The 23,893-nt window shown below is 45.0% G+C and carries 25 protein-coding genes and 1 tRNA gene; 24 read left to right on the top strand and 2 right to left on the bottom strand.

Annotated elements, in window-relative coordinates; translation table 11 throughout:
• The first annotated feature begins 93 nt into the window (after positions 1-93).
• The gene (locus MKY66_RS30080) at positions 94-1,248 is read left to right on the top strand and encodes an aminotransferase class V-fold PLP-dependent enzyme (RefSeq protein WP_076216641.1); all 1,155 of its coding nucleotides are present in this window, start codon (positions 94-96) and stop codon (positions 1,246-1,248) included.
• A gap of 140 nt (positions 1,249-1,388) precedes the next feature.
• Complete coding sequence (locus tag MKY66_RS30075) at positions 1,389-1,889, top strand: DUF4446 family protein (protein ID WP_036671879.1); 501 nt, start codon at positions 1,389-1,391, stop codon at positions 1,887-1,889.
• On the opposite strand, the gene yyaC is transcribed toward MKY66_RS30075, so the two are convergent.
• Positions 1,864-2,469 carry a spore protease YyaC gene (yyaC, locus tag MKY66_RS30070; protein ID WP_036611957.1) on the bottom strand — a complete coding sequence of 202 codons (606 nt, stop codon included), beginning with the start codon at positions 2,467-2,469 and terminating at the stop codon, positions 1,864-1,866. The genes MKY66_RS30075 and yyaC overlap by 26 nt on opposite strands.
• A gap of 117 nt (positions 2,470-2,586) precedes the next feature.
• Here yyaC and MKY66_RS30065 point away from each other — a divergent pair, with 117 nt between their 5' ends.
• From MKY66_RS30065 to MKY66_RS30050, 4 genes are all read left to right on the top strand, one after another.
• A complete protein-coding gene (locus MKY66_RS30065; RefSeq protein WP_017691427.1) occupies positions 2,587-2,850 on the top strand; it encodes a DUF3343 domain-containing protein in 264 nt (87 codons plus the stop codon).
• A 14-nt stretch (positions 2,851-2,864) separates the two neighbouring features.
• The gene (locus MKY66_RS30060; protein WP_076216643.1) at positions 2,865-3,800 is read left to right on the top strand and encodes a mechanosensitive ion channel family protein; all 936 of its coding nucleotides are present in this window, start codon (positions 2,865-2,867) and stop codon (positions 3,798-3,800) included.
• Positions 3,790-3,999: a DUF951 domain-containing protein gene (locus MKY66_RS30055; protein WP_036611950.1), complete on the top strand. Its 210-nt coding sequence runs from the start codon at positions 3,790-3,792 to the stop codon at positions 3,997-3,999. Before MKY66_RS30060 ends, MKY66_RS30055 begins: the two co-directional genes overlap by 11 nt.
• A 103-nt stretch (positions 4,000-4,102) precedes the next feature.
• Positions 4,103-4,193: transfer RNA gene (locus tag MKY66_RS30050), tRNA-Ser, on the top strand.
• A 439-nt stretch (positions 4,194-4,632) separates the two neighbouring features.
• Here MKY66_RS30050 and MKY66_RS30045 read toward each other — a convergent pair.
• Positions 4,633-4,827, bottom strand: a complete 195-nt coding sequence (locus MKY66_RS30045) for a YjzC family protein (RefSeq protein ID WP_036671877.1) — start codon at positions 4,825-4,827, stop codon at positions 4,633-4,635.
• A 202-nt stretch (positions 4,828-5,029) separates the two neighbouring features.
• On the opposite strand from MKY66_RS30045, the gene rpsF reads away from it, so the two are divergent.
• The 18 genes from rpsF to dnaB all read left to right on the top strand — a co-directional run bounded on the left by rpsF (position 5,030) and on the right by dnaB (position 23,826).
• The gene (gene rpsF, locus MKY66_RS30040; protein ID WP_036611944.1) at positions 5,030-5,323 is read left to right on the top strand and encodes a 30S ribosomal protein S6; all 294 of its coding nucleotides are present in this window, start codon (positions 5,030-5,032) and stop codon (positions 5,321-5,323) included.
• 48 nt (positions 5,324-5,371) lie between these two features.
• Positions 5,372-5,857, top strand: coding sequence for a single-stranded DNA-binding protein (gene ssb, locus MKY66_RS30035; protein ID WP_017691432.1), 486 nt, complete (start codon positions 5,372-5,374; stop codon positions 5,855-5,857).
• 57 nt (positions 5,858-5,914) lie between these two features.
• Positions 5,915-6,187 carry a 30S ribosomal protein S18 gene (rpsR, locus tag MKY66_RS30030; RefSeq protein WP_017691433.1) on the top strand — a complete coding sequence of 91 codons (273 nt, stop codon included), beginning with the start codon at positions 5,915-5,917 and terminating at the stop codon, positions 6,185-6,187.
• 227 nt (positions 6,188-6,414) lie between these two features.
• Complete coding sequence (locus MKY66_RS30025; protein WP_076216645.1) at positions 6,415-7,005, top strand: M15 family metallopeptidase; 591 nt, start codon at positions 6,415-6,417, stop codon at positions 7,003-7,005.
• A gap of 728 nt (positions 7,006-7,733) precedes the next feature.
• Positions 7,734-8,723 carry an ABC transporter ATP-binding protein gene (locus MKY66_RS30020; RefSeq protein WP_076216673.1) on the top strand — a complete coding sequence of 330 codons (990 nt, stop codon included), beginning with the start codon at positions 7,734-7,736 and terminating at the stop codon, positions 8,721-8,723.
• A gap of 14 nt (positions 8,724-8,737) precedes the next feature.
• Positions 8,738-9,670, top strand: coding sequence for an ATP-binding cassette domain-containing protein (locus tag MKY66_RS30015; RefSeq protein WP_017691436.1), 933 nt, complete (start codon positions 8,738-8,740; stop codon positions 9,668-9,670).
• A gap of 7 nt (positions 9,671-9,677) precedes the next feature.
• Positions 9,678-10,640, top strand: a complete 963-nt coding sequence (gene opp4B, locus MKY66_RS30010; RefSeq protein ID WP_036611942.1) for an oligopeptide ABC transporter permease — start codon at positions 9,678-9,680, stop codon at positions 10,638-10,640.
• Between the two features lie 29 nt (positions 10,641-10,669).
• The gene (locus MKY66_RS30005) at positions 10,670-11,575 is read left to right on the top strand and encodes an ABC transporter permease (RefSeq protein WP_036611941.1); all 906 of its coding nucleotides are present in this window, start codon (positions 10,670-10,672) and stop codon (positions 11,573-11,575) included.
• A 19-nt stretch (positions 11,576-11,594) separates the two neighbouring features.
• Complete coding sequence (locus MKY66_RS30000) at positions 11,595-13,421, top strand: oligopeptide ABC transporter substrate-binding protein (protein ID WP_076216647.1); 1,827 nt, start codon at positions 11,595-11,597, stop codon at positions 13,419-13,421.
• A 251-nt stretch (positions 13,422-13,672) separates the two neighbouring features.
• A complete protein-coding gene (locus tag MKY66_RS29995) occupies positions 13,673-14,560 on the top strand; it encodes a D-alanyl-D-alanine carboxypeptidase family protein (protein ID WP_076216649.1) in 888 nt (295 codons plus the stop codon).
• A 269-nt stretch (positions 14,561-14,829) separates the two neighbouring features.
• Positions 14,830-16,416 carry an MFS transporter gene (locus MKY66_RS29990; protein WP_076216651.1) on the top strand — a complete coding sequence of 529 codons (1,587 nt, stop codon included), beginning with the start codon at positions 14,830-14,832 and terminating at the stop codon, positions 16,414-16,416.
• Positions 16,417-16,894: 478 nt separating this feature from the next.
• A complete protein-coding gene (locus MKY66_RS29985) occupies positions 16,895-17,926 on the top strand; it encodes an LCP family protein (protein WP_076216653.1) in 1,032 nt (343 codons plus the stop codon).
• 184 nt (positions 17,927-18,110) lie between these two features.
• Positions 18,111-18,536, top strand: coding sequence for a CBS domain-containing protein (locus MKY66_RS29980; protein ID WP_017691444.1), 426 nt, complete (start codon positions 18,111-18,113; stop codon positions 18,534-18,536).
• A 264-nt stretch (positions 18,537-18,800) separates the two neighbouring features.
• Positions 18,801-19,103, top strand: a complete 303-nt coding sequence (locus MKY66_RS29975) for a MazG-like family protein (RefSeq protein WP_017691445.1) — start codon at positions 18,801-18,803, stop codon at positions 19,101-19,103.
• Between the two features lie 5 nt (positions 19,104-19,108).
• Positions 19,109-20,020 (top strand): DUF2232 domain-containing protein, encoded by a 912-nt coding sequence (locus MKY66_RS29970; RefSeq protein ID WP_036612044.1) that lies wholly within the window; start codon positions 19,109-19,111, stop codon positions 20,018-20,020.
• A gap of 11 nt (positions 20,021-20,031) precedes the next feature.
• Positions 20,032-22,023 carry a DHH family phosphoesterase gene (locus MKY66_RS29965; protein WP_076216655.1) on the top strand — a complete coding sequence of 664 codons (1,992 nt, stop codon included), beginning with the start codon at positions 20,032-20,034 and terminating at the stop codon, positions 22,021-22,023.
• Positions 22,020-22,463: a 50S ribosomal protein L9 gene (gene rplI, locus MKY66_RS29960; protein WP_036611925.1), complete on the top strand. Its 444-nt coding sequence runs from the start codon at positions 22,020-22,022 to the stop codon at positions 22,461-22,463. The genes MKY66_RS29965 and rplI overlap by 4 nt, the downstream gene beginning before the upstream one ends.
• A gap of 1 nt (position 22,464) precedes the next feature.
• Positions 22,465-23,826 carry a replicative DNA helicase gene (gene dnaB / locus MKY66_RS29955; RefSeq protein WP_076216656.1) on the top strand — a complete coding sequence of 454 codons (1,362 nt, stop codon included), beginning with the start codon at positions 22,465-22,467 and terminating at the stop codon, positions 23,824-23,826.
• Positions 23,827-23,893 lie beyond the last annotated feature (67 nt).

The following is a 23,893-nucleotide window of genomic DNA, read 5'->3' as shown; positions in this document are numbered from 1 at the left end:
TGGAGAAACGATATGTCATTCTTTGTTTAATAGGGTTATATGTGCAATATGTGCAGGCGAATTATTAATTTATAGGACAGAGGTGGTTGTGAGGTGGAGGGAGTTATCTATCTAGATCATGCAGCAACATCTTGGCCCAAACCACCTGCTGTCGGTGACGCGATGTTGAGTGCATTGGAGATTGCCGGAGCCAATCCGGGCAGAGGAAGTCACCGGATGGCAGTTCAGGCAAGTCGTGTATTGTTCGAGGCGAGAAAATCCATATCCAATATCTTTGGAATCAAAAATGCGAATGATATTGCATTCGGATCAAATACGACTGAAGCACTAAATCTAGCTATTCAAGGCTCGCTCAGAGAGGGCGACCATGTGATTGCCACCATGGCTGAACATAACTCAGTCAGGCGACCACTGGAGTACATGCGAAGACTCCGAAATGTAGAGATTGATTATGTACCTGTCGATGCTTCGGGAGCCATTGATCTGATGCAAATGGAACGTATGTTTCGTTCCAATACCAGATTGGTGGTATGTACACATAGTTCGAATCTGCTTGGCAGTATTCTTCCTATTGGAGAAATTTCGCTCCTATGTCGTAAAAATCAGGCGATCTTATTGGTAGATGCAGCTCAGAGTGCTGGGGTTATGCCTGTGAATGTACAACAATTGGGCATTGATATGTTGGCTTTTCCAGGGCATAAGGGACTGCTTGGTCCTCAGGGTACAGGGGGCTTGTACATTGCGCCAGAGCTCGATATAGAGCCTTTACTTCATGGAGGAACAGGAAGTCAGTCAGAAGCTCTGGAGCAGCCAAAGGTGCGTCCTGATCGGTATGAAGCGGGGACGCCGAATACAGTCGGGATCGCAGGGCTGAATGCGGGTGTGAAACATGTACTTGAAATGACACCAGCGTTCATCTACCAGCATGAGTGGGAACTGACCCAACTTATGATGGATGGGCTGTCATCCGTTAAGGGCATTCGAATGCTTGGTCCAGAGATTGGACAGCCACGCGCCGGATTAGTATCTTTTACTGTGGATGGATATGATTCGGCACAACTCGCCTTCCGATTAGATCGGAATTATGGGATTGCGGTTCGCTCCGGTTTTCATTGCACACCGCTTGCACACGAATCTGCTGGTACAACTGCTACCGGAGCAGTAAGGGCCAGTGTGGGATACAATTCAACTAGAGAACATGTGGAAGCACTCGTTAAGGCAGTGTTGGAATTGACTGGAGCAGACTAGATTATAGTTGAAATGATGAACTCATTTGATATAGGGTTGCTTGATTAAGCTTATGGATATCGGGTTGATTTATAATGAATGATAATATTACAGGACAGACGTTAATCTGATCAAAAATATAGAGGGGTAGTTGCAATTACATGGCTGAATTAAACGAGCTGATTCTGGAACAGCTGTTATGGATTATTGGCGGAATGGCATTACTTACGGTGATCTTGCTTATTGTGAGTATTGTTCAAGGGGCAAAGTTACGAAAATTTAAACGTAAATATGAAGCCATGATGGCTGGCAGTGGAGTAGAGGACCTGGAATCGTTGCTGATTAATCTGAAAATTCAGATGGACAGCATTGAGGATGAACACAAACTGCAAACGAATCAGCTGCAAGTTGTCATGCAAAAGCTGACCCGCATTCAAGGAAAAGTTGGCGTGAAAAGGTACAATGCATATGGAGAGCGTGGCAGTGATCTGAGCTTCTCAATGGCCATGATTAATGATAGCCAGGATGGCATGATCCTTACGGGGATATATAACCGTGACGGTTCTTACGTATATGCCAAACCTCTTAAAGGGGGAGAGTCCACGTATACTCTGTCCCCAGAGGAAAAGGAAGCTATTACTCTGGCACAGCAAGCAGAGTAGAACGTGTATGCCATTCCCGAATGGCCGAGTACAGACTGCTGGATATAATCTCGGACATGCGCATAACAAGACTGAGCCGTGTGTTCTGTAGAACAAAGTATTCCATAAAGCCGCCGACGTTAACGATACCTGTCAGATGGATATCGCCGACCGGCGGTAATTCTTTATTTACCCCCGCACCCGGCTTGAGTGGACCATTCACAACTTGAATGCAACCCACACTGGATGATTGACCGAGACAGGCGTCAATGCCAATCACATAAGGGTTATGGTGTGTTTTCTGTATGTTGTGGAGTGTATCTTGCAGGTTCATCGCATGGACTGGTTCATCCAAGGTACCATATAGATGGAATAAAGGGCTGTCCCACTTGGAAAGGGCTGATCCGACCAGAGGACCAAGGCAGTCGCCTGTTGAGCGATCTGTGCCGATGCAGACAATCACTACATTTTGCAGAGAATGGGCTTTATAGAGGTGAAACATTAAACGATGGGTAATGGCCGAGTGAATACCTGGATCGGTATGGGGGATTTTCAAACTGGTCATGTCTTGTGATGAAAAGGAACGCGAAGTAGGATTCATAGGATCTATCCTTTCCCTTGGAATAGTAGTAACAGTATATGGAAAGGTAGAGCGTTTTATACTTCACGAGGACAAGCTTTTTCTCTAGGGTTGGACGTATGGCGAAAGGAGCCGAACATGGACGAATGGATTAACGATTGGATGCTGATTGCGTTTGATTCAACCCAGCAGGCGCTGCGTGCTGAAATGCTGCTGGAGTTTGCTGAGATAGAGATTGATTTGTTCCCTACACCAAAAGAAATTACAGCAGGGTGTGCGCTGTGTATTCAGTTTCCAAAGGAGGATCTGGAGCGAGTACAGAAGATCATTCGTAACGAGTTCGTAGAGATCCGAGGCCTCTATTTTAAAACAGAAGACAGCTATGATAACATACCGATGTAGAGGAGGGATGATGAATGTTGTCATTTCAGTTTGCTCAAGGGAATGACGGTGCTACTGGTGCTGTAAATGAGGCCCTTCGTTGGACGGATAAAGTCTGGAACAAAATTGCAGATCCCGATATTTGGCTTAACATTATGTTCAGCTCAATCCGGATCATTATTATTTTTATCATCACCCGTATTGTCATTAAGGTGGTATATCGGATTATAGATCGTTCCATGGAGCGCAAGCAGGAAGGCAAGATTCGCGTGAATCCGCGCAGATTCGTAACTGTAGGGGAACTGTTGAAAAATGCGACCTCCATAACATGTAATTTTATTATGATTCTGCTACTGTTATCTGAGATCAATATTCAGGTTGGGCCACTACTCGCGAGTGCCGGTGTGCTTGGGCTTGCCATTGGTTTTGGTGCACAGGGTTTGGTCAAGGATGTTATTACCGGTTTCTTCATTATATTGGAGGACCAGTTCGCTGTGGGGGATGTTATTCAGACGGGAACCTACAAGGGAACGGTTGAGGTGATCGGACTTAGAACAACGAAACTGGTCAGCTGGCAAGGTGAAGTGCACATTATCCCAAACGGGGCGATTGCAAGTGTAACGAACTACTCCATGTCGAATTCGCTGGCTGTAGTGGATATTCCGATGAAGGCGGCCTTAAGTCTCGATGAGTCGGTACATCTGGTGAAAAAGTCTTTGGTTGGAATTGAAGAGCGTGACCTAAATATTGTAAAGGTGCCGGATGTGCTCGGTATACAGTCGATGTCCACATCTGAGTATGTGGTGCGAATTGTGGCTGAATGTATGCCTAACTCTCGTGCTTCGGTGGAACGTCAGATTCAGGGCGATGTAAAAAAAACGCTGGAGTATCATGAGATGAGCAATCAAGCCGTATTGGAACAGGCAGTAGCTTTGGAGAAAGATGAGGGGGATGGCACAGGTGGAGCGTAAAAGTTTCCAGCTTGGGGATATCGTGCAGATGAAGAAGCAGCATCCCTGTGGCAGCAATGAGATGGAGATCATTCGTATGGGTATGGATATTCGGATTAAGTGTGTCGGATGTAAACACAGCGTGTTGATTCCAAGAGCGAAATTCGAGAAAAACATGAAGAAGGTACTGCGTTCAGCCGAAGATTCCACTGAATCCTGATCTTGCAATAATTCGGTATGCAGTACGCGTAATAACGTTTACATGCAGGCTCTGTATGAGTGTTGCGTTCTGTAAATGATCATGCTATAATCAATATTGCTGCGGAAAGGTACCCAAGAGGCCCAAGGGGGCTGACTCGAAATCAGTTAGGCGTGTCACAGCGTGCGTGGGTTCGAATCCCACCCTTTCCGCCACTTCAGTTGTAATTTACTCAATACACATTGAGTTTAATAAAAAGATCGATAAGAAGACTTTCCATTAGGAAAGTCTTTTTTTGTATAACGTTTTATTGAATATGTATTGAACACGTATCTATATCAGATGCATCATTAATGACTAAAACGAAAAATAAAGAGCCCCGAAGGGCTCTTTATCCGGCGGTGCATTTGTTTGTTAGGAAACAATCGGTCGTAACAATCAGACACTTGGTGTACTGCACGTAGCAATACGCGTGCTTCAGACGAAGGGCCTTACTACACATAACCACTTGCTTCTTAAATTACGTGATGAATCTCCAACAGCGAATGATCGGCTTCGTTGTCCAACGGAACCACACCTCTCTCGTGCACCGCCTGATTGTATTATGTGCTTTATTCCGTTTTATATACATGGATCGAAAAAAAAGTATTGCGATTAATGGACGCGGGCTTTGGTCAGCTTCTTCCACTTGCGATTATGATTGCTTGTTTCGGGAAAAGCCTCACCTTTTTGCAGCGTTACCCGCTTTGGGTTCTGAATTTCCGTGACAAAGCTTTTTTCCCCAACTTCTGTGTACTCTCCATCGTTTGGGGCTTTGTCTCCTGGTTCAAACTCGGTTTTTTCACCCATGATAAAACCTCCTCTGCAGATTATGTTACTTTGTTGCTTCTGTAGTGTGCTCCATAGCCAGGCTGATCATGTGCCAATATGTACAGGGAACGTTTGCTTGCACTTTGACTCGGTATTTGTTATATTAATATAGTTCGAGTTTGTGCTCGTTCCTTGCTCTCAACCTAGATTGAGGGCCAGAGTCCATAAGGAGGTGAAAATTATGCGCAAATATGAAGTGATGTACATTATTCGTCCTGACATTGAGCAAGAAGTTGTTCAAGCTACAGTCGATAAATTCCAAGGCATCATCTCCAACGGCGGTGGTGAAGTTACAGCTCACGACGTTATGGGTAAACGCCGTCTTGCGTATGAGATCAAGAAATTCCGTGATGGTTTTTATGTTCTGGTACATTTCACTGCTGAACCAGCAGTTGTAACTGAACTTGAGCGTCTCATGAAGATTTCTGACGAAGTAATTCGTTATCTCATTACCAACGACGTTAAGTCTGCTTAAGACTACTCGTGATTAACGCACCAATACGCTCTGAAGGAGGGGATTACATTGTTGAACCGTGTCATTCTGATCGGCCGGTTAACCCGGGACCCTGAGTTGCGTTACACTCCAGCAGGAGTGGCAGTTACGCAATTTACTTTGGCAGTGGACAGACCGTTTACAAGCCAAGGGGGAGAAAAGGAAGCCGATTTCATTCCGGTCGTAACCTGGAGACAGCTTGCCGAGACCTGTGCGAACTACTTGCGCAAAGGACGCCTGGCTGCAGTCGAAGGACGCATTCAAGTACGGAACTACGAGAATAACGAAGGAAAACGTGTATACGTGACCGAAGTCATTGCCGATAATGTCCGTTTCTTGGAGTCAGCTAACCGTGATAATAGCGGTGGCGGCGGTGGGCAACCAATGCGTGAAGAGCCTTCTTATGGAGGCGGCGGACGCGCGAACAATAACAATAATTCGCGTAGCAACAATCAGGATCCTTTTTCCGATGACGGAAAACCGATTGATATATCGGATGATGATTTGCCATTTTAACATGAGCTGATAACTCTTAGGAGATATGGGTTACATGATAGGAAAGGACTGAAAAGCATGGGCTTCAAGCAAAGAGAAGGCGGAGACAACGATAAAAGACCGGCACGTCGTGGCGGCCGTAATAAACGTCGTAAAGTGTGCTTCTTCACAGCTAACAAAATTACTCACATCGATTATAAAGATACGGACTTGCTTCGTAAATTTATCAGCGAACGTGGAAAAATTTTGCCACGCCGTGTAACAGGTACTAGCGCTAAATATCAACGCATGCTGACGATTGCAATCAAACGCTCCCGTCAAATCGCATTATTGCCATACACAACTGAGTAGTTTTTACTCAGCTTGCATACGAAGCAGTCGGCTTATAGCCGGCTGCTTTTTTGTATATATCAATAGAAGAATAGAAATAACAGATCCACTCTAACAAATGGAACAATTCAATACTGTGGTGATAGAAGCATTCAAGGCTCAAATGAATTATAATAGAGTCTAATCTACTGAAAAGGTACAGGCAGCAGGAATAGCTGTTTATTTCAGAATAAACACCAGGAGTGGATATGAATACATCAAAACGTAAAGGCAAACAGAGAAAAAAGAGTCTGAAAAACTGGATTATAGCTACTCTTTTACTTTCCATTATATATGTGTGGTTACAGCAAAAAGATGATATAGATAATATGTGGCCTGGGACAACAATCCAAGATGCTGTACCAATTACAGGTCTACACCCTGTAGTGGCAGAAAATGAAGAGTTATTGGTACGTAAGGCAGCGAGACGTGGAATAGAGATTGTTATCACCCACGGTTACCGAAGTTCCGAGGAGCAAGATGCACTATTCAACCAAGGACGCTCAAGTGCAGGCAATATCGTTACTAATGCGCGTGGTGGTGAGTCATATCATAACTACGGATTAGCAATTGATTTTGCATTGAGGACGCCTGAGGGTGATGTGGTGTGGGATATGGAACGGGATGATAACGGCAATGGCAAGGCAGACTGGATGGAAGTTGTGGACCTCGCCAAAGAGTTAGGTTTCACTTGGGGTGGAGATTGGGCAAACTTTCCGGACTATCCTCACTTGCAGATGGATTTTGGCTTGAGTATCAATGAGTTAAAACGTGGTAAAAGACCTCCTGACTCTCAGTAAAAGGTGTTATATATACACTTAAATGAATAATTATTAGATAAGCTCTGCATTTTGCAGGGCTTTTTTCTTTCTTTTGTAAAATAAATGATAAAAGATGACAATTTGGTCTTTACATTAGCAAATAAATAAAACTATACTAGATTAACTAGATTTTTTACTCTGATCGCACATATTATTTCAATTGTAAGCATAACGGCTCCGGTTCAATAAAATTCAGCTATAGAGCGAGATATAATCATCACTCATATATGTCACATTTACCTCACGCAAAATTAAGAATGTCTACTTAAATTAAAGCATACACATACATTTGATGTAACTACTATGTTACGTATATGTTATATCGGCTAATTGCCTATGCTCACCTCACAGCCAAAAAACAAAATAACACCTCTCAAATTCTCTGATATATACCTTTATAGTATTACTAATATCCAAATCTGTAGTATAAAAAACATTTATACCAAAAATCTCAAAATAAGCATTGACGTTAGCTAAAATTACACGTATGATTACATTAATTATTTTGATATATAATTCCGCTAGGAATTATCAACATTAATTGACCAATGGTCTAAATACGAGTCTCTTAAACTTGTTTCTCCTAACAATTTGGTATTTTGTATAAGCTATTGTTCGTTATCTTCAAGAACTTGGAAATATACAGTGGATGCATTCCTCTACACACGAATACAATCTACGGAAATTATGGGGTTAGGGTGATTGATTTGAATACAGAGCTATTGGAAGTCAGAAATCTAACAACATCATTCAGAATTGAAGATGACTATTATGCAGCAGTGGATCACGTTAACCTTACGGTGAAGAAAAATGAAGTGTTGGCGATTGTAGGTGAATCCGGGTCAGGTAAAAGTGCTTTTGCATTCTCTCTTATGGGTTTGCACAACAAAGCAAAAATCGAAGGCCAGATTCTCTATAAAGGACAAGATATTGCCAACATCTCCCCAAGCAAGTTAAACAAGCTACGCGGTAAAGAAATGGGCATGATTTTTCAGGACCCATTGTCCGCACTAAATCCTCTAATGATTATTGGTGAACAGATTGAAGAGATTCTCACACTTCATCAGCCCAAGCTGTCTTCCAGAGAGAAGAGAGAAAAGGTCATTCACTTATTGAATCAGGTAGGGATTCCACGTCCCGAACAAATATACAAGCAGTATCCCCACGAACTATCTGGTGGTATGAGACAGAGAATTGTTATTGCCATTGCGATTGCCAACAAACCGGAACTACTCATAGCCGATGAACCAACGACGGCGCTTGACGTTACGATTCAACTACAGATTCTGGAGCTGATCCGTGATCTGAAGAATGAAATTAACGCAGGCATTATTCTCATTACACATGATCTGGGTGTCGTAGCTGAGATGGCTGATCGCGTTGCAGTTATGTATGCAGGCGAAATTGTTGAAATCGCAGATATCTTCACATTGATGAACGATGCGAAGCATCCATATACCCGCTCACTGTTGAACTCTATTCCCACCCTGTCTGAAGAAAGATCCAAATTACATGTCATCCAAGGCATCGTACCATCACTCAAAAATCTTCCTCGCAAAGGGTGCAGATTCAAAGCCCGAATTCCATGGATTAGTGAATCGGCTCATGAAGAGAACCCACAGATGCATGAAATTGCACCAGGTCACTTTGTACGGTGTACCTGTTACCAGCACTTTCATTTCCCTGACCAAAGCTGAGGAGGAATAACATAATGGCATTACTCGAAGTAGAAGGGCTCAAGATACACTTTCCGATTCGCGGTGGATTGCTTAAACGGGAAATTGGCAGTGTAAAGGCTGTTGATGATGTTAGCTTCTCCATTGAAGAAGGACAGACCTATGGTCTGGTTGGCGAATCAGGTTCAGGTAAGACAACAACAGGCAGAGCCATTATTGGACTAAACCATGTCACTGACGGAAAGATTCTGTTTAATGGCAAAAATCTGGCTACGGAGCGACGTAAGAACAGGCAGCTCCAGCGTGATGTACAAATGATTTTTCAAGACCCATATTCATCACTGAATCCAAAGAAGCGGGTTATCGATATCATCGCTGAGCCGTTCCGTAACTATGAGCGTCTGACAGCTACCGAGGAAAAAAGACAAGTAAGAGAATTACTTGAAAAGGTTGGCCTGAGTCCGGAATCAATCTACAAATATCCGCATGAATTCTCAGGGGGGCAGCGTCAACGGATCGGCATTGCACGGGCTATTGCACTGAAGCCGAAGTTAATTATCGCTGATGAACCTGTATCTGCACTCGATGTATCGGTACAGGCTCAGGTACTCAACTTCATGCAGGAAATTCAAAAGGAATTAAATCTGACGTATCTGTTCATCAGTCACGATCTGGGCATCATCCGCCATATGTGTGATGAGATTGGAATTATGTATAAAGGTCGATATGTGGAACAGGGCACAACAAATGATATTTTTGAGAATCCGCAACACATCTATACCAAACGTCTTATTGCAGCCATTCCGGATATGGACCCAACCAAACGAGAGGAAATGGTAGCCTTCCGTCAACAGGTCAAATCCGAGTATGAACATTCATACCGAAATTTCTTTGATGAGGAAGGGCTTGCATACTCGCTCAAATCCATTTCCGATACTCACCGAGTAGCTCTACCTCAGAAAGGTTGAAGGCCATATGTGGAAAACGATAGTACGCAGAATTATCATAATGATCCCTCAGATCTTTTTACTTAGTCTTTTGGTCTTTCTGATGGCCAAGGCCATGCCGGGCGATGCACTAACGGGATTGCTTGATCCAAGCGTTGATCCCAAAGCATTGGAAGCCCAGCGAGAGAGATTGGGATTGAATAATCCTTGGTATGTGCAATATTGGGACTGGATCAAAAACGCCATCCAAGGTGATTTTGGGCAATCCTTCCGTTTCAAAATGCCGGTTACCGACTTGATCGGTCAGCGTGTAGCAAATACATTCTGGCTCGCACTGGCGACACTTGTACTGACTTACCTGATCGCTATTCCACTGGGTATCATCAGCGGTCGTTACAACGATACCTGGTCTGATCGGTTGATCACGGGATACACCTATCTGGGGTTTGCCGCACCATTGTTCATCTTCGCACTGGTGATGGTATGGATCTTCGGATTCCACTTCGGCTGGTTCCCGACAGGAGGTAGCGTTGCGCCAGGACTTACACCAGGCACATTCAGCTATGTAATGAGTAAGTTCTATCATCTATTATTGCCGGCACTATCCATGGCACTGATTACAACGGTATCTACGGTTCAATATTTACGTAGTGAAATCATTGATATCAAGCATAAGGAATTCGTTATTACTGCCAGAGCCAAAGGTGCCTCGGAATCTCGGATCTACAACAGGCATATCTTGAGGAATTCACTATTACCTATCGCCGCGTTCTTTGGATATGAGATCACAGGACTTATCGGAGGCACGGTATTTATCGAAAGTATATTCAGTTATCCAGGTATGGGGCAGTTGTTCCTGAGTTCCATCTCATTGCGTGACTTCAGCGTTGTGACTGCACTCGTATTGTTGTATGGCGTAGCTTCCATTCTTGGGGCATTGCTGTCTGACATAATTCTGGGAATTGTAGATCCACGTATACGGATCAAGTAAGAACTTGAAGATTTCGGGGTGAAAACAAGATGAGCAAGGCCAACGAGGTAGTTGTAACTTCACAAAAGGTTGATAAAAGCCCCTCCAGCTTGAGTATTTTATGGAGGGAGCTTGTCAGAGATAAGGTGGCACTAATCTCGCTCATTTTCTTGGGCTTGGTCATGTTGCTGGTATATGGCACGTCTCTCATTCTGAATCAGGATGATATCGTACGCGTGGATCTGTTTGCCTTATATGAACCGCCATCCGCGAAATATTGGCTTGGAACGGACTATGGAGGTCGTGATGTATTTGGCCAACTGGTCATCGGTACACGTAACTCCCTGACCATTGGAATTATCGTAACGTTAATGACTGGCTTCATAGGTATCTTAATTGGCCTTTTATCCGGTTATTTCGGTGGAATGATAGACAACCTGTTTATGCGTGTTGTTGATTTCTTCATGATCCTTCCCATGTTGATGATTGTTATTGCGTTTGTTACGGCAGTACCGAAATACAATATCATCTCGTTCTCTCTTATCATGACGGCATTTCTCTGGATGGGTATCGCCAGATTGATTCGCTCCAAAGCATTACAGGAACGGGAACTGGATTATGTAAAAGCTTCAAAAACATTGGGCTCTTCTCATCTGAAGATTATGCTCTCACAGGTTCTTCCGAATCTGAGTTCCATTATCATCGTAACGATGACATTGAATCTCGCTGCCAACATTGGCCTCGAATCCGGGCTGTCTTTCCTAGGGTTTGGTTTTCCCGAAAGTACGCCTAGTCTTGGAACACTCGTAAGTTATGCACGTAATCCGCAAACCCTGGAATCCAGATGGTGGATATGGCTACCCGCATCGGTACTGATTCTGGTATTGATGTTGAGTATAAATAATGTCGGTCAAGCCCTAAAGCGTGCGACTGATGCAAGACAAAGAAGAGGTTAAAAAAAGGGAGGAAAGGTTCATGAAAAAGGGATTATTTTCACGGGGACTATTTTTCACGATGATGTTGGTCTTTGTATTGGTGCTCGCAGCGTGCTCTGAGAAAGAAGCAGCTACTCCAGCTCCAGCTTCCAACACAGAAGAGGGAAAAACGGAGGAAAAACCTGCTAATGAAGAGGGCGTTTACTCCATTGAAGACTTCAACAATGTCAAAACGAATGAGGGTACTGCGATCGAAGGTGGATCGATTACATTCGGACTTGTATCAGATACTGCTTTTGAAGGTACACTGAACTTTAACTTCTATTCCGGTAACCCGGATGCACAGGTTCTTCAATGGTTCGATGAAGGCTTGCTGACTTGGGATAAAGACTATGTGTACACCAATGATGGTGCTGCAACATATGAGACTTCCGAAGATGGCAAAACGTTCACACTGACCATTCGCGACAATGTAAACTGGCATGATGGCAAGCCGGTAACGGCTGAAGATCTGCAGTTTGCTTATGAAGTGATCGGTAACAAAGCGTATGATGGTCCACGTTACGACTCCAACTTCACTAGTGTAGTAGGTATGGACGAGTATCATGCTGGAAAAGCAAAAACAATCTCTGGTATTAAAGTGCTGAGCGACAAACAAATCAGCATTACGTATAAAGAATCTACTCCGTCCCTGCTGACAGGTGGCGTATGGACATATCCACTGGCTAAACATATCTTCGGAGATATGGATGTAGCCAAAATGTCTTCTTCCAAAGAAGTACGTGAAAAACCAATTGGTTTTGGTCCATTTAAAGTGGATGTGATCACTCCAGGTGAGTCTGTAACTTTTGTTAAAAATGATGACTACTGGCGTGGAGCTCCAAAACTGGATGGTGTAACTCTGAAAGTTATCAACCCGACAACGGTTGTTCAAGAACTGAAATCTGGCGGGGTAGATCTCGTGGATGCATTCCCGACAGATCAATACAAAGACAATGCTAACCTGTCCAACGTAGAATTCCTGGGCACAATCGATCGTGCTTATACGTACATCGGTTTCAAACTGGGTACGTGGGATGAAGAGAACGGAAAAGTTGTAAGCAATGCCGAAGCAAAAATGGGCGACAAAAACTTGCGTAAAGCAATGTGGATGGCTGTAGATAACGATCAAGTAGGTAAACGTTTCTATAATGGTCTGCGTTGGAATGCAACAACGCTGATTCCACCGTCTCACCCAGAATTCCATGATTCCAACAATCCGGGTGTAGCATATGATCCAGAAGCAGCGAAAGCATTGCTTGACGAAGCTGGTTACAAACTGGATGGTGAATTCCGTACGAATCCGGATGGAACACCACTCGAAATCAACTTTGTATCCATGACTGGTGGCGACACAGCTGAACCATTGGCTCGTTATTATGTTCAATCATGGGCAGCTATTGGTTTGAAAGTAAACCTGGAAATGGTTGAATTCAACAGCTTCTATGACCGTGTAGGTAACACAGGTAAAGATGATCCGAATATTGATGTGTATCAAGCAGCATGGGGCGTTGGTATTGACGTAGATCCATCTGGTCTGTATGGCCGCGATGCACTCTACAACTTCTCCAGATTCTCCAGCGAAGAGAATGACAAATTGCTGGCACAAGGTATCTCTGCTGAAGCATTTGATGTAGACAAGCGTAAAGAGATCTACAATCAATGGCAGCAATACATGGTAGATGAAGTTCCTGTATTCCCTACACTGTATCGTGCAGTTGTAGCACCAGTTAACAAACGTGTAATGAACTATGCGATTGGTGATGGAACAGGCGTTTACCTGAGCGACCTGCAAGTTAATGCAGACAAAGCAGTTGTAGCTGAGTAACACATTCTTAGATTAGCAGCTGTAAGGATTGGGGTCCTTTAAGAAGTCGGTTGCTAGATTATTAATGAAGAATTCTCCTGGGAAATGTTAAAAAGTGTCTTTAAAAACATGGATTCTGTACACTCTGGCATGGGTGTATGGGGTTCATGTTTTTTTGTAACCAAAAAATAAAAAAAATTTAACTTTTTTTCAAAAAAGTGCAGACAAAATGCCTCTTTACTTCGTCTATATAGGTAAGAGGTGATCATCTTATGAAAAAATGGTGGAAACGGGCAGGTATGCTGCTGGCTCTCTTGCTTATTATATATTTGGGTGTGAAACCGGACATGCTGGTAGGTAAACCGGGAATTAAAGCTGAATCTGCGGTATTAATGGATATGAATTCTGAACAGATCTTAATGGATTATAACGGCTCCGAAGGGATTGCTCCGGCAGGCGTCAGTAAGTTGATGACAGAACTGTTAGTAATGGAGGCCGTGATCAATGGTGATATAGGCTGGAATGATCTTGTTAATGTGAGTCTGTATGCCAGCTCCGTGGGGGGCAGTCAACTGACCCTGAAACAGGGAGAGCAATTCACCGTTCAGGAGTTGTTCGAGGTCGTAGCTGTCTATTCAGCCAATGATGCAGCGGTTGCTCTGGCTGAACATATCAGTGGTACAGAGCAGAAGTTTGTGCAACAGATGAATCAGAAAGCAACTCAGATTGGGCTGTCTGAGGATACACAATTCACGAATTCAACGGGCCTCAGTGAAAAGTTGCTTGGTCCTAACCGTCCGATGGAAATACAAGGGCAGACTTTAATGACGGCTATAGATGCATGCAAGCTTGCGCGATATCTGCTGAATAACCATCCCGAGATTTTAAGAATCTCCAGTCAAATGCAAGTATCAATGCATCAAAAAGGGATGTACATGAGTAACACGAACTGGATGTTGTCCTCTATTGGTGGGCCGTATGCTTATGATGGGAATGACGGATTGAAGACCGGGTACGATGAAGATTCCGGATATCATTTTGTGGGGACAGCTGAACGTGATGGCAAAAGACTAATTTCAGTTGTATTTGGAACAGATACTCGTGAAGGGCGTTTTGTGGAGACACGGAAGTTGTTCAACTATGGATTTTCGGGAAACTGAGTCCGACCAATTATTGAAGCATTACGCAAGCGTTAGTACGTTAGATAAGATATGAGGGCTGTCTCACAGGCTCGACTGAACGTGTGGCAGCTCTATTTTAGCGAATCGGAGGTAAATTGAGCCATATATCCATATTATTAAATTGACATATGGTTTTCTTTTGTTTTAAAATGACCAGTGAGTCATTATTATTCAATTCAGTTTAATATATATGTACCAAACCAACTGTACGATACTGAATTTATGATCTGATCGGGAGGTAATATGTGATGCAAAAACAAATGAAATGGCCGCTAATCCTGTTTGCCATAGGGGTATTTATGGCTGCGCTGGATAACGGGATCATCACCTCTTCACTGACCACCTTAAATGCATCATTTGGTGTGTCGCCAACATGGGGAGCATGGACAATTACGCTTTACACGCTTGGGCTCGCAGTGAGTGTTCCTATTGCGGGCAAGTTGTCGGACCGTTATGGCCGCAAGAAACTATTTCTGATTGAAGTGGCGTTGTTTGGAATCGGGTCCCTGCTCGTCGCGTTGAGCACATCGTTTACCTTCTTCCTGATCGCTCGTGTCATTCAAGCTCTGGGCGGTGGGGGGATCTTTATCATTGCCAGCTCATACGTATTAAGCAAGTTCCCGGCGGAGCGACAAGGTACAGCCTTGGGTCTGCTCGGAGGGATGAATGGTGTTGCCGCTATTTTGGGACCAAATGTCGGTGCTTTTATACTGGATCTTACGGGCAACTGGCATTGGTTATTCCTGATCAATGTACCTATCGCCATTCTGCTATTCATAGCAGGTATTCGATATATTCAGGAAGAGCAGGAACTGAATCGTGCAGCAGTGGACTGGAGCGGCATTGCTGTCCTAACGTTGGGTGTACTCAGTTTAATGTATAGCTTCAGCAATCTGGACGGTGTGAACATGCTTCAAAGCTTGGGATCACCGATGTTCTACGGTTTCTTCTTGGCAGGTGTGATCATTCTGGTGCTCTTTTACTTCATGGAAAAAAGGCTGGAAGGATCTGAACGTGAACCTGTTGTATCGACACAGCTTCTGGGCATTGCGTCCTTTCGCTGGACGCTGTTGATTGCCTTTTTCTCCGGAGCCATTCTGGCCTCGGTGATCTTTATTCCCGGATTTGTTGAACAATATCTTGGTGTATCCAATACAGCTTCCGGGTACTGGTTTACTCCGCTCGCACTGGCATCTGGCATCGGGGCAGGTGGAGGTGGATATCTGGTTGACCGTAAAGGGCCAATCTGGACGTTATCCGTTGCGGGGCTGCTATCTGCGATTGGATTCCTGCTGTTCCCGCTATGGGTGGAGCATATCTGGCAATTTGTCATCGCGAGTACACTCGTAGGTATCGGCTTCGGCATGATGCTTGGTGCGCCAGTTAACGTACTTGTCACGGAACAGGCAGGGGAGAACAACAAAGGCATCGCGGTAGCGACCAGCTCGTTATTCCGCCAGATGGCGATGGCTATTGCACCTACGATTTTCGCTGGATTCCTGGCACGTTCTTTCATTAATCTGGGGTCCAACATTCAGACAGGATTCGCTGACAAAGGAATTCAGGTGCCGCCTGAAATGCTGGAGCAATATGCCTCGGGTGGAGCATCAGGGAGTGATGTATCCAGTCTGACAGAGGGCCTGTCCCAGATTCCTGATGCAGGTATCCGTGATGTGTTGCTCCAGGCAGTGCATCAAACGACAGGGCAGGGTTACAATGGCCTTTTCTGGTCTGCGGTGGTATTCAGTGTGCTTACGCTGGTAGCTTCGCTTATAACGGGACGTCTGCGTCAAAAAGAGAAGAGCCAACATGTGGAAAGTATATCCACAAACTGATTCGATAACGTTAGAAATGAAGAGAACAGTGTACCTTTTGTAGCTAAAAAGGAGTCGCTGTTCTTTTCAATTTAACCGGATTGTAACTTTTCTTGCTCCTGCAATGATTACAATAGAACGAGCGTAAGCGGTGTCTTGATTCCAGAGAGAGAAAACTTCAGAGAACACCGAGTCACAAGGCAACCCAGACGTTTAATTGGTATTATATAAGTTGAACGAATCGTTACACTTCATCACTGCGAGTTCAGAATAACCTTCCGATCGCTGTTATCCCCAGATTTTTTTTAAATTACCTTTAATCAAAAGGTAAAAATCCGTTGATAAAGGCGAAGCGTGTGCTTTCGATGCAGCTTTCTTTCAGAAAGCTTTTAGCTACGCTTCTTCAGGTTTTTTCTGACCTCTCCGTTATTAGTGTAAATATTAGATGAAGCTTATATAGTAGGCAGTATCATTTTGATAGTGAAGAAGGAATTAATGGATGAAAAGCAGAACTAAAGAAAAGAAGAAAAGAAGAAAAGGCCTATATATAACGCTCGTTTCACTTGTTGTTTTATTAATAGGAGGGTATTTGTTCCGTCAGCAACTGGCTGTAGCGGCATTTGATCTGTTTCTCGCCGGTTCGGTAGAAGATCAGCTATCCCGCTCTTATGTACCGCAAGAAGGCAACAACACGCCTGATCCAACGGTATACCGTAAGGAACCATTCTCCGTATTACTGCTCGGTTCGGATAAACGCGCCTATGAGAAAACGCGTGGACGTTCGGATACCGTCATCTATGCTGTAGTACGTCCCAAGGAGTCCCGTGTGCTGTTGGTATCCATTCCACGTGATACGTATGTGCAGATTGTGGGACGCGATGCCAACAAGGACGGCGTAGATGATTATGATAAGCTGGCGCATGCCTATGCTTTTGGTGGGGAGAATATGTCCATCAATACGGTGGAGAAATTTCTTGATGCCGACGTGGGTTATTATGCAACGATCAACTTCGACGGAATCAAAAAAGTGGTTGATGCGCTTGGTGGTGTAAAACTGCCAATTGATGAGGACATTGTGAACAAAAACCCGGATCATGTGCAATTCACGATTGAAGGCGGTAAGCCGATCTATGACGGGCAGGAAGCACTGTATTATGTAAGATACCGTGAGGATAGCGACTTTAATCGTACCAAGCGGCAGCAGATTTTCCTCAACGCGATGGCGAATGAAATGCTGAATTTGAATCAAATCGCCAAAATTCCGGAATTGATTCAGATCATGGGAGACAGCTTCCAGACGGATATGCGAGCTTCTTTCATTATTGATCTGGCTAAACAAGTGCTTACTCAGGAGAAACCGCAGATTTCAAGCTTCACCATTCTGGGTGAGGGGATGAAAAAAGACGGTATCTATTATGGTCAGGCTGACGAGAAAGATGTCCAATATGCCAAAGAGCTGATTAACAACTGGATGGATCAATCGACCCCAGCCGGTGAAGTAATGATCCCTGACCGGCAAAAGATTGAATAACCAATTCCATACCAATGATGTGTTGTAGACCACAATCAGCAGTACGTTTATTCGCGGGCTGCTGTTTTTTTTCTTTGTAGTGAGAACTATTATCCTTTTGGAACATCCTGCGTTCTGATCCGTATAATATAAGTTGAGCGAGATAAGTTGAACGAAGAAATTCACAAGGAGGATACACAAGGGTATGAACATTGCATTTTTTTTGCTACCCAAACAAGAGGTTACGTGTGTGACGTCGGATTCTACGCTGCGACAAACGTTGGAACGGATGGAATATCATCGTTTTACGGCGGTACCCATTTTGAATAAAGAGGGCAAATATATTGGTACGGTTACCGAAGGCGACTTACTTTGGTATATGAAGAATGCCGAGGGAAAGATTTCATTTGAAAACGCTTCAAAGTTCTTGCTCAAGGACGTTCCCCTTAGATTGGATATTAAACCCGTATCCATTAACGCCAACATGGAGGACCTGATTAATCTGGCTAAAGTTCAGAACTTTGTTCCTGTGGTCGATGATATGGATCGGTTCATTGGTATTGTCAGACGGAGTCAGATTATTGAGTACTGCGAGGGCATTGTAGCCAAAGAATCGATCAAGGCGAAGTAAGGTGGTTACGAATTTAAACATTATTGTGTCATGAGGGATAATCACAGCCGTCCGGTATCATGTTAAACTTAAGAAGTCCTGAACCAGGGACGCATTCGAAGTTTTTTACAAATATATAGGTCGCTAGGATGTACGGAGGACTCCGCATAAGTACCTGACATCAGTTTCGGAGAACTTCTCCGCTTTTTGGGGTAATTTTGCGGGCCCTCTTTTTATGCTATAATCGAGAATAAAGCTTTTTCGGGGGAGAGTGACTTTCGCCAAATGCCTAAAGAACTGGATGTAGCCAAACGCGCTAAAGTGATTGAATGGCTGAAAACCGAAGTACTTGATCAGGTATCCCGATTATTCAAGGCGTTATGGGAAGGCAGTACAACTCGAATCGGGGACAGTCTTGCCAGTTTGATTATGAGTAGTTACATATTGGGCCGCAGGCTCGGTATTCCTTTCAAGGATCTGGATGCACTGCTAGTTGAGAAGTTAAAAAAGCATAAACAGGAAGGTCACCAGCTTGAAGACTGGTACCAGGATATTTCCGCGCTAGAAGATCATATGCGTAAGAGGTGAATTTGTTGAAATTTAGCTTTAAATCAGCTGTTTGGAGCGCAGTCTATCTGCTCTTGCTACTTTCGCTGTTAACTCCTTTATCGGTACTTGCCATATTTTTTATGATGATTCCGGGAGTTATTTTGTATGCTTCATTATCTTTAAAATCATTTATATGGCATCTCGTGCCCGTAGCTGTTATTTTGGTCGTATTCCACCCCATCTATCTGTTACTATTGCTCATCTTTACCCTGCCTGCGATCGTTATGGGCCACGCGTATAAAACACGCAAATCAGCCCTGTTCGCCCTGATGGCGGGAAGTGGCATGATGTTGGCAGAATACTTGTTGTTGCTCTTGGTCGGCAGTGTCATTTTCCAATTCGACCTGTCCAGTTATATTGAAGATGTGGTCAAGTTGACCATTGAACCGTTAACCAATACATCGAATCAAATGATCAACGGGTTTGCATGGACACCTGAGATGACCGAGGATGTTGCGAAACAAACACAGCTTATGATTCCATTTGCTCTCGTTGTCACATCGATGGTAATGGCCTTTATTACACACGCCATAGCTCGTCCGATCCTGAACGTGATGGGTGTGGTGGTATCGAAGCTTCCACCAGCGAGAGAATGGCGTATGCCGCGTGCATTGATCTGGTATTATTTCCTTGCTCTCTTGATCGAAGTGATCTCCAGACAAAGTGATGGAACATACTGGACCATGATTGCCATGAATCTGTCCCCGTTAATTAATCTGGGCTTCATGATTCAAGCGATCGGTTTCTTCTTCTTTCTCTCACATACAAAGAAATGGAATCCGGTTATACCATATTTCCTGGCGGCTGCGGTCTTCTTCATTGGTCCGCTTCGGATTATCGGAATTATCGATCTGGCGTTCCCGCTTCGTGAGGCAATATCGAAATCAAAACGATAGGGTGATGAGTCATGCCTAAATTTCTGAAGAAACGCTGGCACGGCTACTATACCGTATGGGCGTTCATACTGCTGCTGTTGCTCGTTATGTTCGTTACCATTTATAACTGGACGCTTGGTTTGATTAGTCTGATACTGGCTTCGGCGCTGGGAATCGTCATGATTAAGGCGGAGCTCGCGTTCCGCCGTGAGCTTAACGACTACATTAATGGCCTATCTATTCGGATCAAACGGATGGAGGGGGAAGCGGTCAGCATGCTTCCATTCGGAATTGTGCTGTACAGCGAAGATCGTACGGTAGAGTGGCATAACCGCTTTGTCGCGGAGATGTTCCAGGAGAAGACAATGGTGGGTAATCCGCTACTTAATATGTTTCCCAAACTTCCTCAGCCTAAAGAGAAGAAGGATGGGACGAAGGAACATTCATCCAAGGAGTTGCATGACGAATTCCAGTTGGATGATCGGCATTATGGAGTTATTCATAATCCGCAGGAGCGGTATGTATATGTATACGAGATTACGGAGCTAGCCATTCTTCGTGATAAATATGAAAATGAACGCCTTGCGTTGGGAATTCTCGTTCTGGATAATCTGGACGAGGCTGCCCAAGGCATGGACGATCAACAGCGTACAGCACTGATTGCCCGAGTGACCAGCGAAATTACGTCATGGGCCAAGCGGTACGAAGTGTACCTGCGCCGTCTGTCTTCTGATCGTTATCTGTTGATGCTGAATCATAAGTCTTTGCAGGAACTGGAGCAGAGCCGATTTGTCATTTTGGATGAAGTTCGGGAGATGACTGCTGACCTCAAAGTGCCAATGACACTCAGTGTTGGACTTGCGTTTGGATCGGATAGCATCAGCGAGATGGGAGAATTAGCACAGTCCAGTCTGGACATGGCGCTTGGACGTGGTGGTGATCAGGCTGCCGTGAAGTCCGGACAACGCTTGTCTTTCTATGGCGGCAAGTCTAACGCAGTGGAGAAACGGACACGGGTAAGAGCCCGCGTTATTGCACACGCGCTGCGTGATCTCATGCAGGAGAGCGATCGGGTGCTCATCATGGGGCACAAAATTCCGGATATGGACGCGATCGGCGCATCCATCGGCGTGTGGAAAGCGGCCAGTCTGTACAATGTGGAAGCACGAATTGTTCTGGATGGAATTAATCCATCGATTGAACGCATGATGGAGCAAGTGAACAAGGACGAGAAGTTGTCCAAAGCATTTGTATCACCGGAACAGGCAACCCAGATGATGACCGAGCACACGTTGCTGGTGGTGGTGGATACTCATAAGGCCTCCATGACCATGGAGCCAAAACTGGTACAGTCTGCTACCCGTGTCGTCGTTGTGGATCACCATCGCCGGGGTGAAGAGTTCATCAATGACGCAGTGTTGATCTATCTGGAACCTTATGCGTCCTCTGCTGCCGAATTGGTAACCGAACTCTTGCAATACATTCATGATAAGGTACAATTCACTCCGCTGGAAGCTACGGCTCTACTTGCCGGAATTACAGTAGATACGAAGCATTTTGCACTGCACACGGGGTCCAGAACGTTCGAAGCGGCAGGCTTCCTGCGCCGTAGCGGTGCGGACACCATTATGATCCAGCGGTTGATGAAAGAGGATCTGTCAGAATATATTGCTAAGGCAGAAATCATAAAGCATGCTAAAATGGTATATGGAAACATTGCGCTGGCGGTCACAGACCCTGGTAGCAAGATTTCACAGATGATGATCGCTCAGGTGGCGGATACATTGCTGAACATGACTGACGTGGTCGCTTCATTTGTGATTAGTGAGCGTCCGGATGGACTGATTGGCATCAGCGCGAGATCGCTGGGGCGCATGAATGTTCAAGTTGTCATGGAACGACTGGGCGGTGGCGGACATTTGACGAATGCTGCCGTGCAGCTTGAAGGAACGCTTGGAGAGGCAGAAAAACGGCTGACGAACGTACTGGCTGAAATCGAAAAGGAAGAGGGGCTGTTCGAATGAAAGTCATTTTTATAAAAGATATGAAGGGTCAAGGCAAGAAAGGGCAAGTGAAAGAAGTATCTGAGGGTTACGCACAGAACTTCCTATTGCCACGGGGAATCGCACGTCTGGCAACAGACGGCAACATGAAGACACTGGACAACCAGAAGGCGGCTGAAGAAAGACTCAAACAGGAAGAGAAAGCGGAAGCGGAAGCACTTGCGAAAAAGCTGGAAGCAGAAGTGACTGAACTGAAAGCCAAGTCCGGCGAAGGTGGTCGTCTGTTTGGCGCCATTACGAGCAAACAGATCGCAGAAGCTTTGTCTAAAAAGGGTCTGAAAGTAGACAAACGCAAAATTGAGCTGGACGAGCCTATTCGTACACTCGGCGTAACACAAGTAACTGTCAAGGTTCACCCTGAAGTGAAGGCAACCTTGAAGGTACAGGTAACGGAAGAGTAAGATGAGCGGAGAAATGTTATTCGACCGGATTCCCCCGCAGAACCTGGAAGCCGAACAGGCCGTGCTGGGTGCAATCCTGTTGCAGGGCGAGGCCCTGATTACAGCGATGGAACGGGTGCAAACCGAGGATTTCTATGATAAGCCCCATCAATTAATTTTTGAAGCGATGATCCAGCTTGGTGAGGGAAATCAACCGATTGACCTCGTGACACTGACTTCGCTTCTGAAGGATAAAGGTGAGTTGGAGGACATCGGTGGCGTTAGTTATCTGGCGAAGCTAGCCCATGGTGTACCTACAGCCGCGAACGTAGACTACTACGCTCAGATTATCGAAGAGAAATCGATGCTGCGTCGCCTGATTCGTACGGCAACACAGATCGTGAGCGAAGGATATACAGGCGGCGAAGATGTTGCAGCGATGCTCGGAGAAGCTGAACGTCGCATTCTGGAGATCTCCAACCGTCGCTCCAGTAGTGGTTTTATAGCCATTCAGGACGTACTGATGGAAGTATTCGATCGTGTGGAAACACTTCATCAGAATAAGGGTACAACGACAGGTATTCCGTCCGGGTTTATCGATCTGGACAAGATGACTGCCGGATTCCAGCGCAGTGACTTGATCATTGTAGCGGCCCGTCCTTCCGTAGGTAAGACGGCCTTCGCCCTGAATATCGCTCAGAACGTTGCCATTCGGGCACAGGAGACGGTAGCTATCTTCAGTCTGGAGATGTCAGCTGCCCAGCTGGTACAACGTATGATCTGTGCGGAAGCCAACCTGGATGCCAGCGTAATGCGTATGGGTGACTTCAAAGGTGATGAGGACTGGCAGAAGCTGACGATGGGTATTGCCGCTTTGTCAGAAGCCAACATCTTCATAGATGATACGCCAGGGATTACCGTAGCGGATATTCGTGCCAAATGCCGTCGCTTGAAGAAAGAGAAAGGCCTTGGCATGATCCTGATCGACTATCTTCAACTGATTAGTGGACGTGGTAAAGCAGGGGAGAACCGTCAACAAGAGGTATCCGAGATTTCACGTACACTGAAACAGATTGGCCGGGAACTGGAAGTTCCGGTTATTGCCTTGTCCCAGCTGAGCCGGGGTGTAGAGCAACGTCAGGACAAACGTCCGATGATGAGTGACTTGCGGGAATCGGGTTCGATCGAGCAAGATGCCGACATCGTAGCGTTCCTGTACCGGGATGACTACTATAACCAGGAGACCGAGAAGAAAAATATTATCGAGATCATTATCGCTAAACAGCGTAACGGTCCGGTAGGTACGGTAGAACTGGTCTTCCTGAAAAACTTTAATAAATTCGTCAATTACGAGAGGGCGCACAATGACGCCTTCGCGATGTAACGGGCAGGTGCTGACGGCTTCGATCAAGAAGCCAGAATCGTTTGTCCCGAAGATCAACTATTAGAGC

Source organism: Paenibacillus sp. FSL R5-0766 (genome assembly GCF_037971845.1).
Taxonomy (GTDB): Bacteria; Bacillota; Bacilli; order Paenibacillales; family Paenibacillaceae; genus Paenibacillus.
This window is presented reverse-complemented; position numbering and strand designations above follow the sequence as displayed.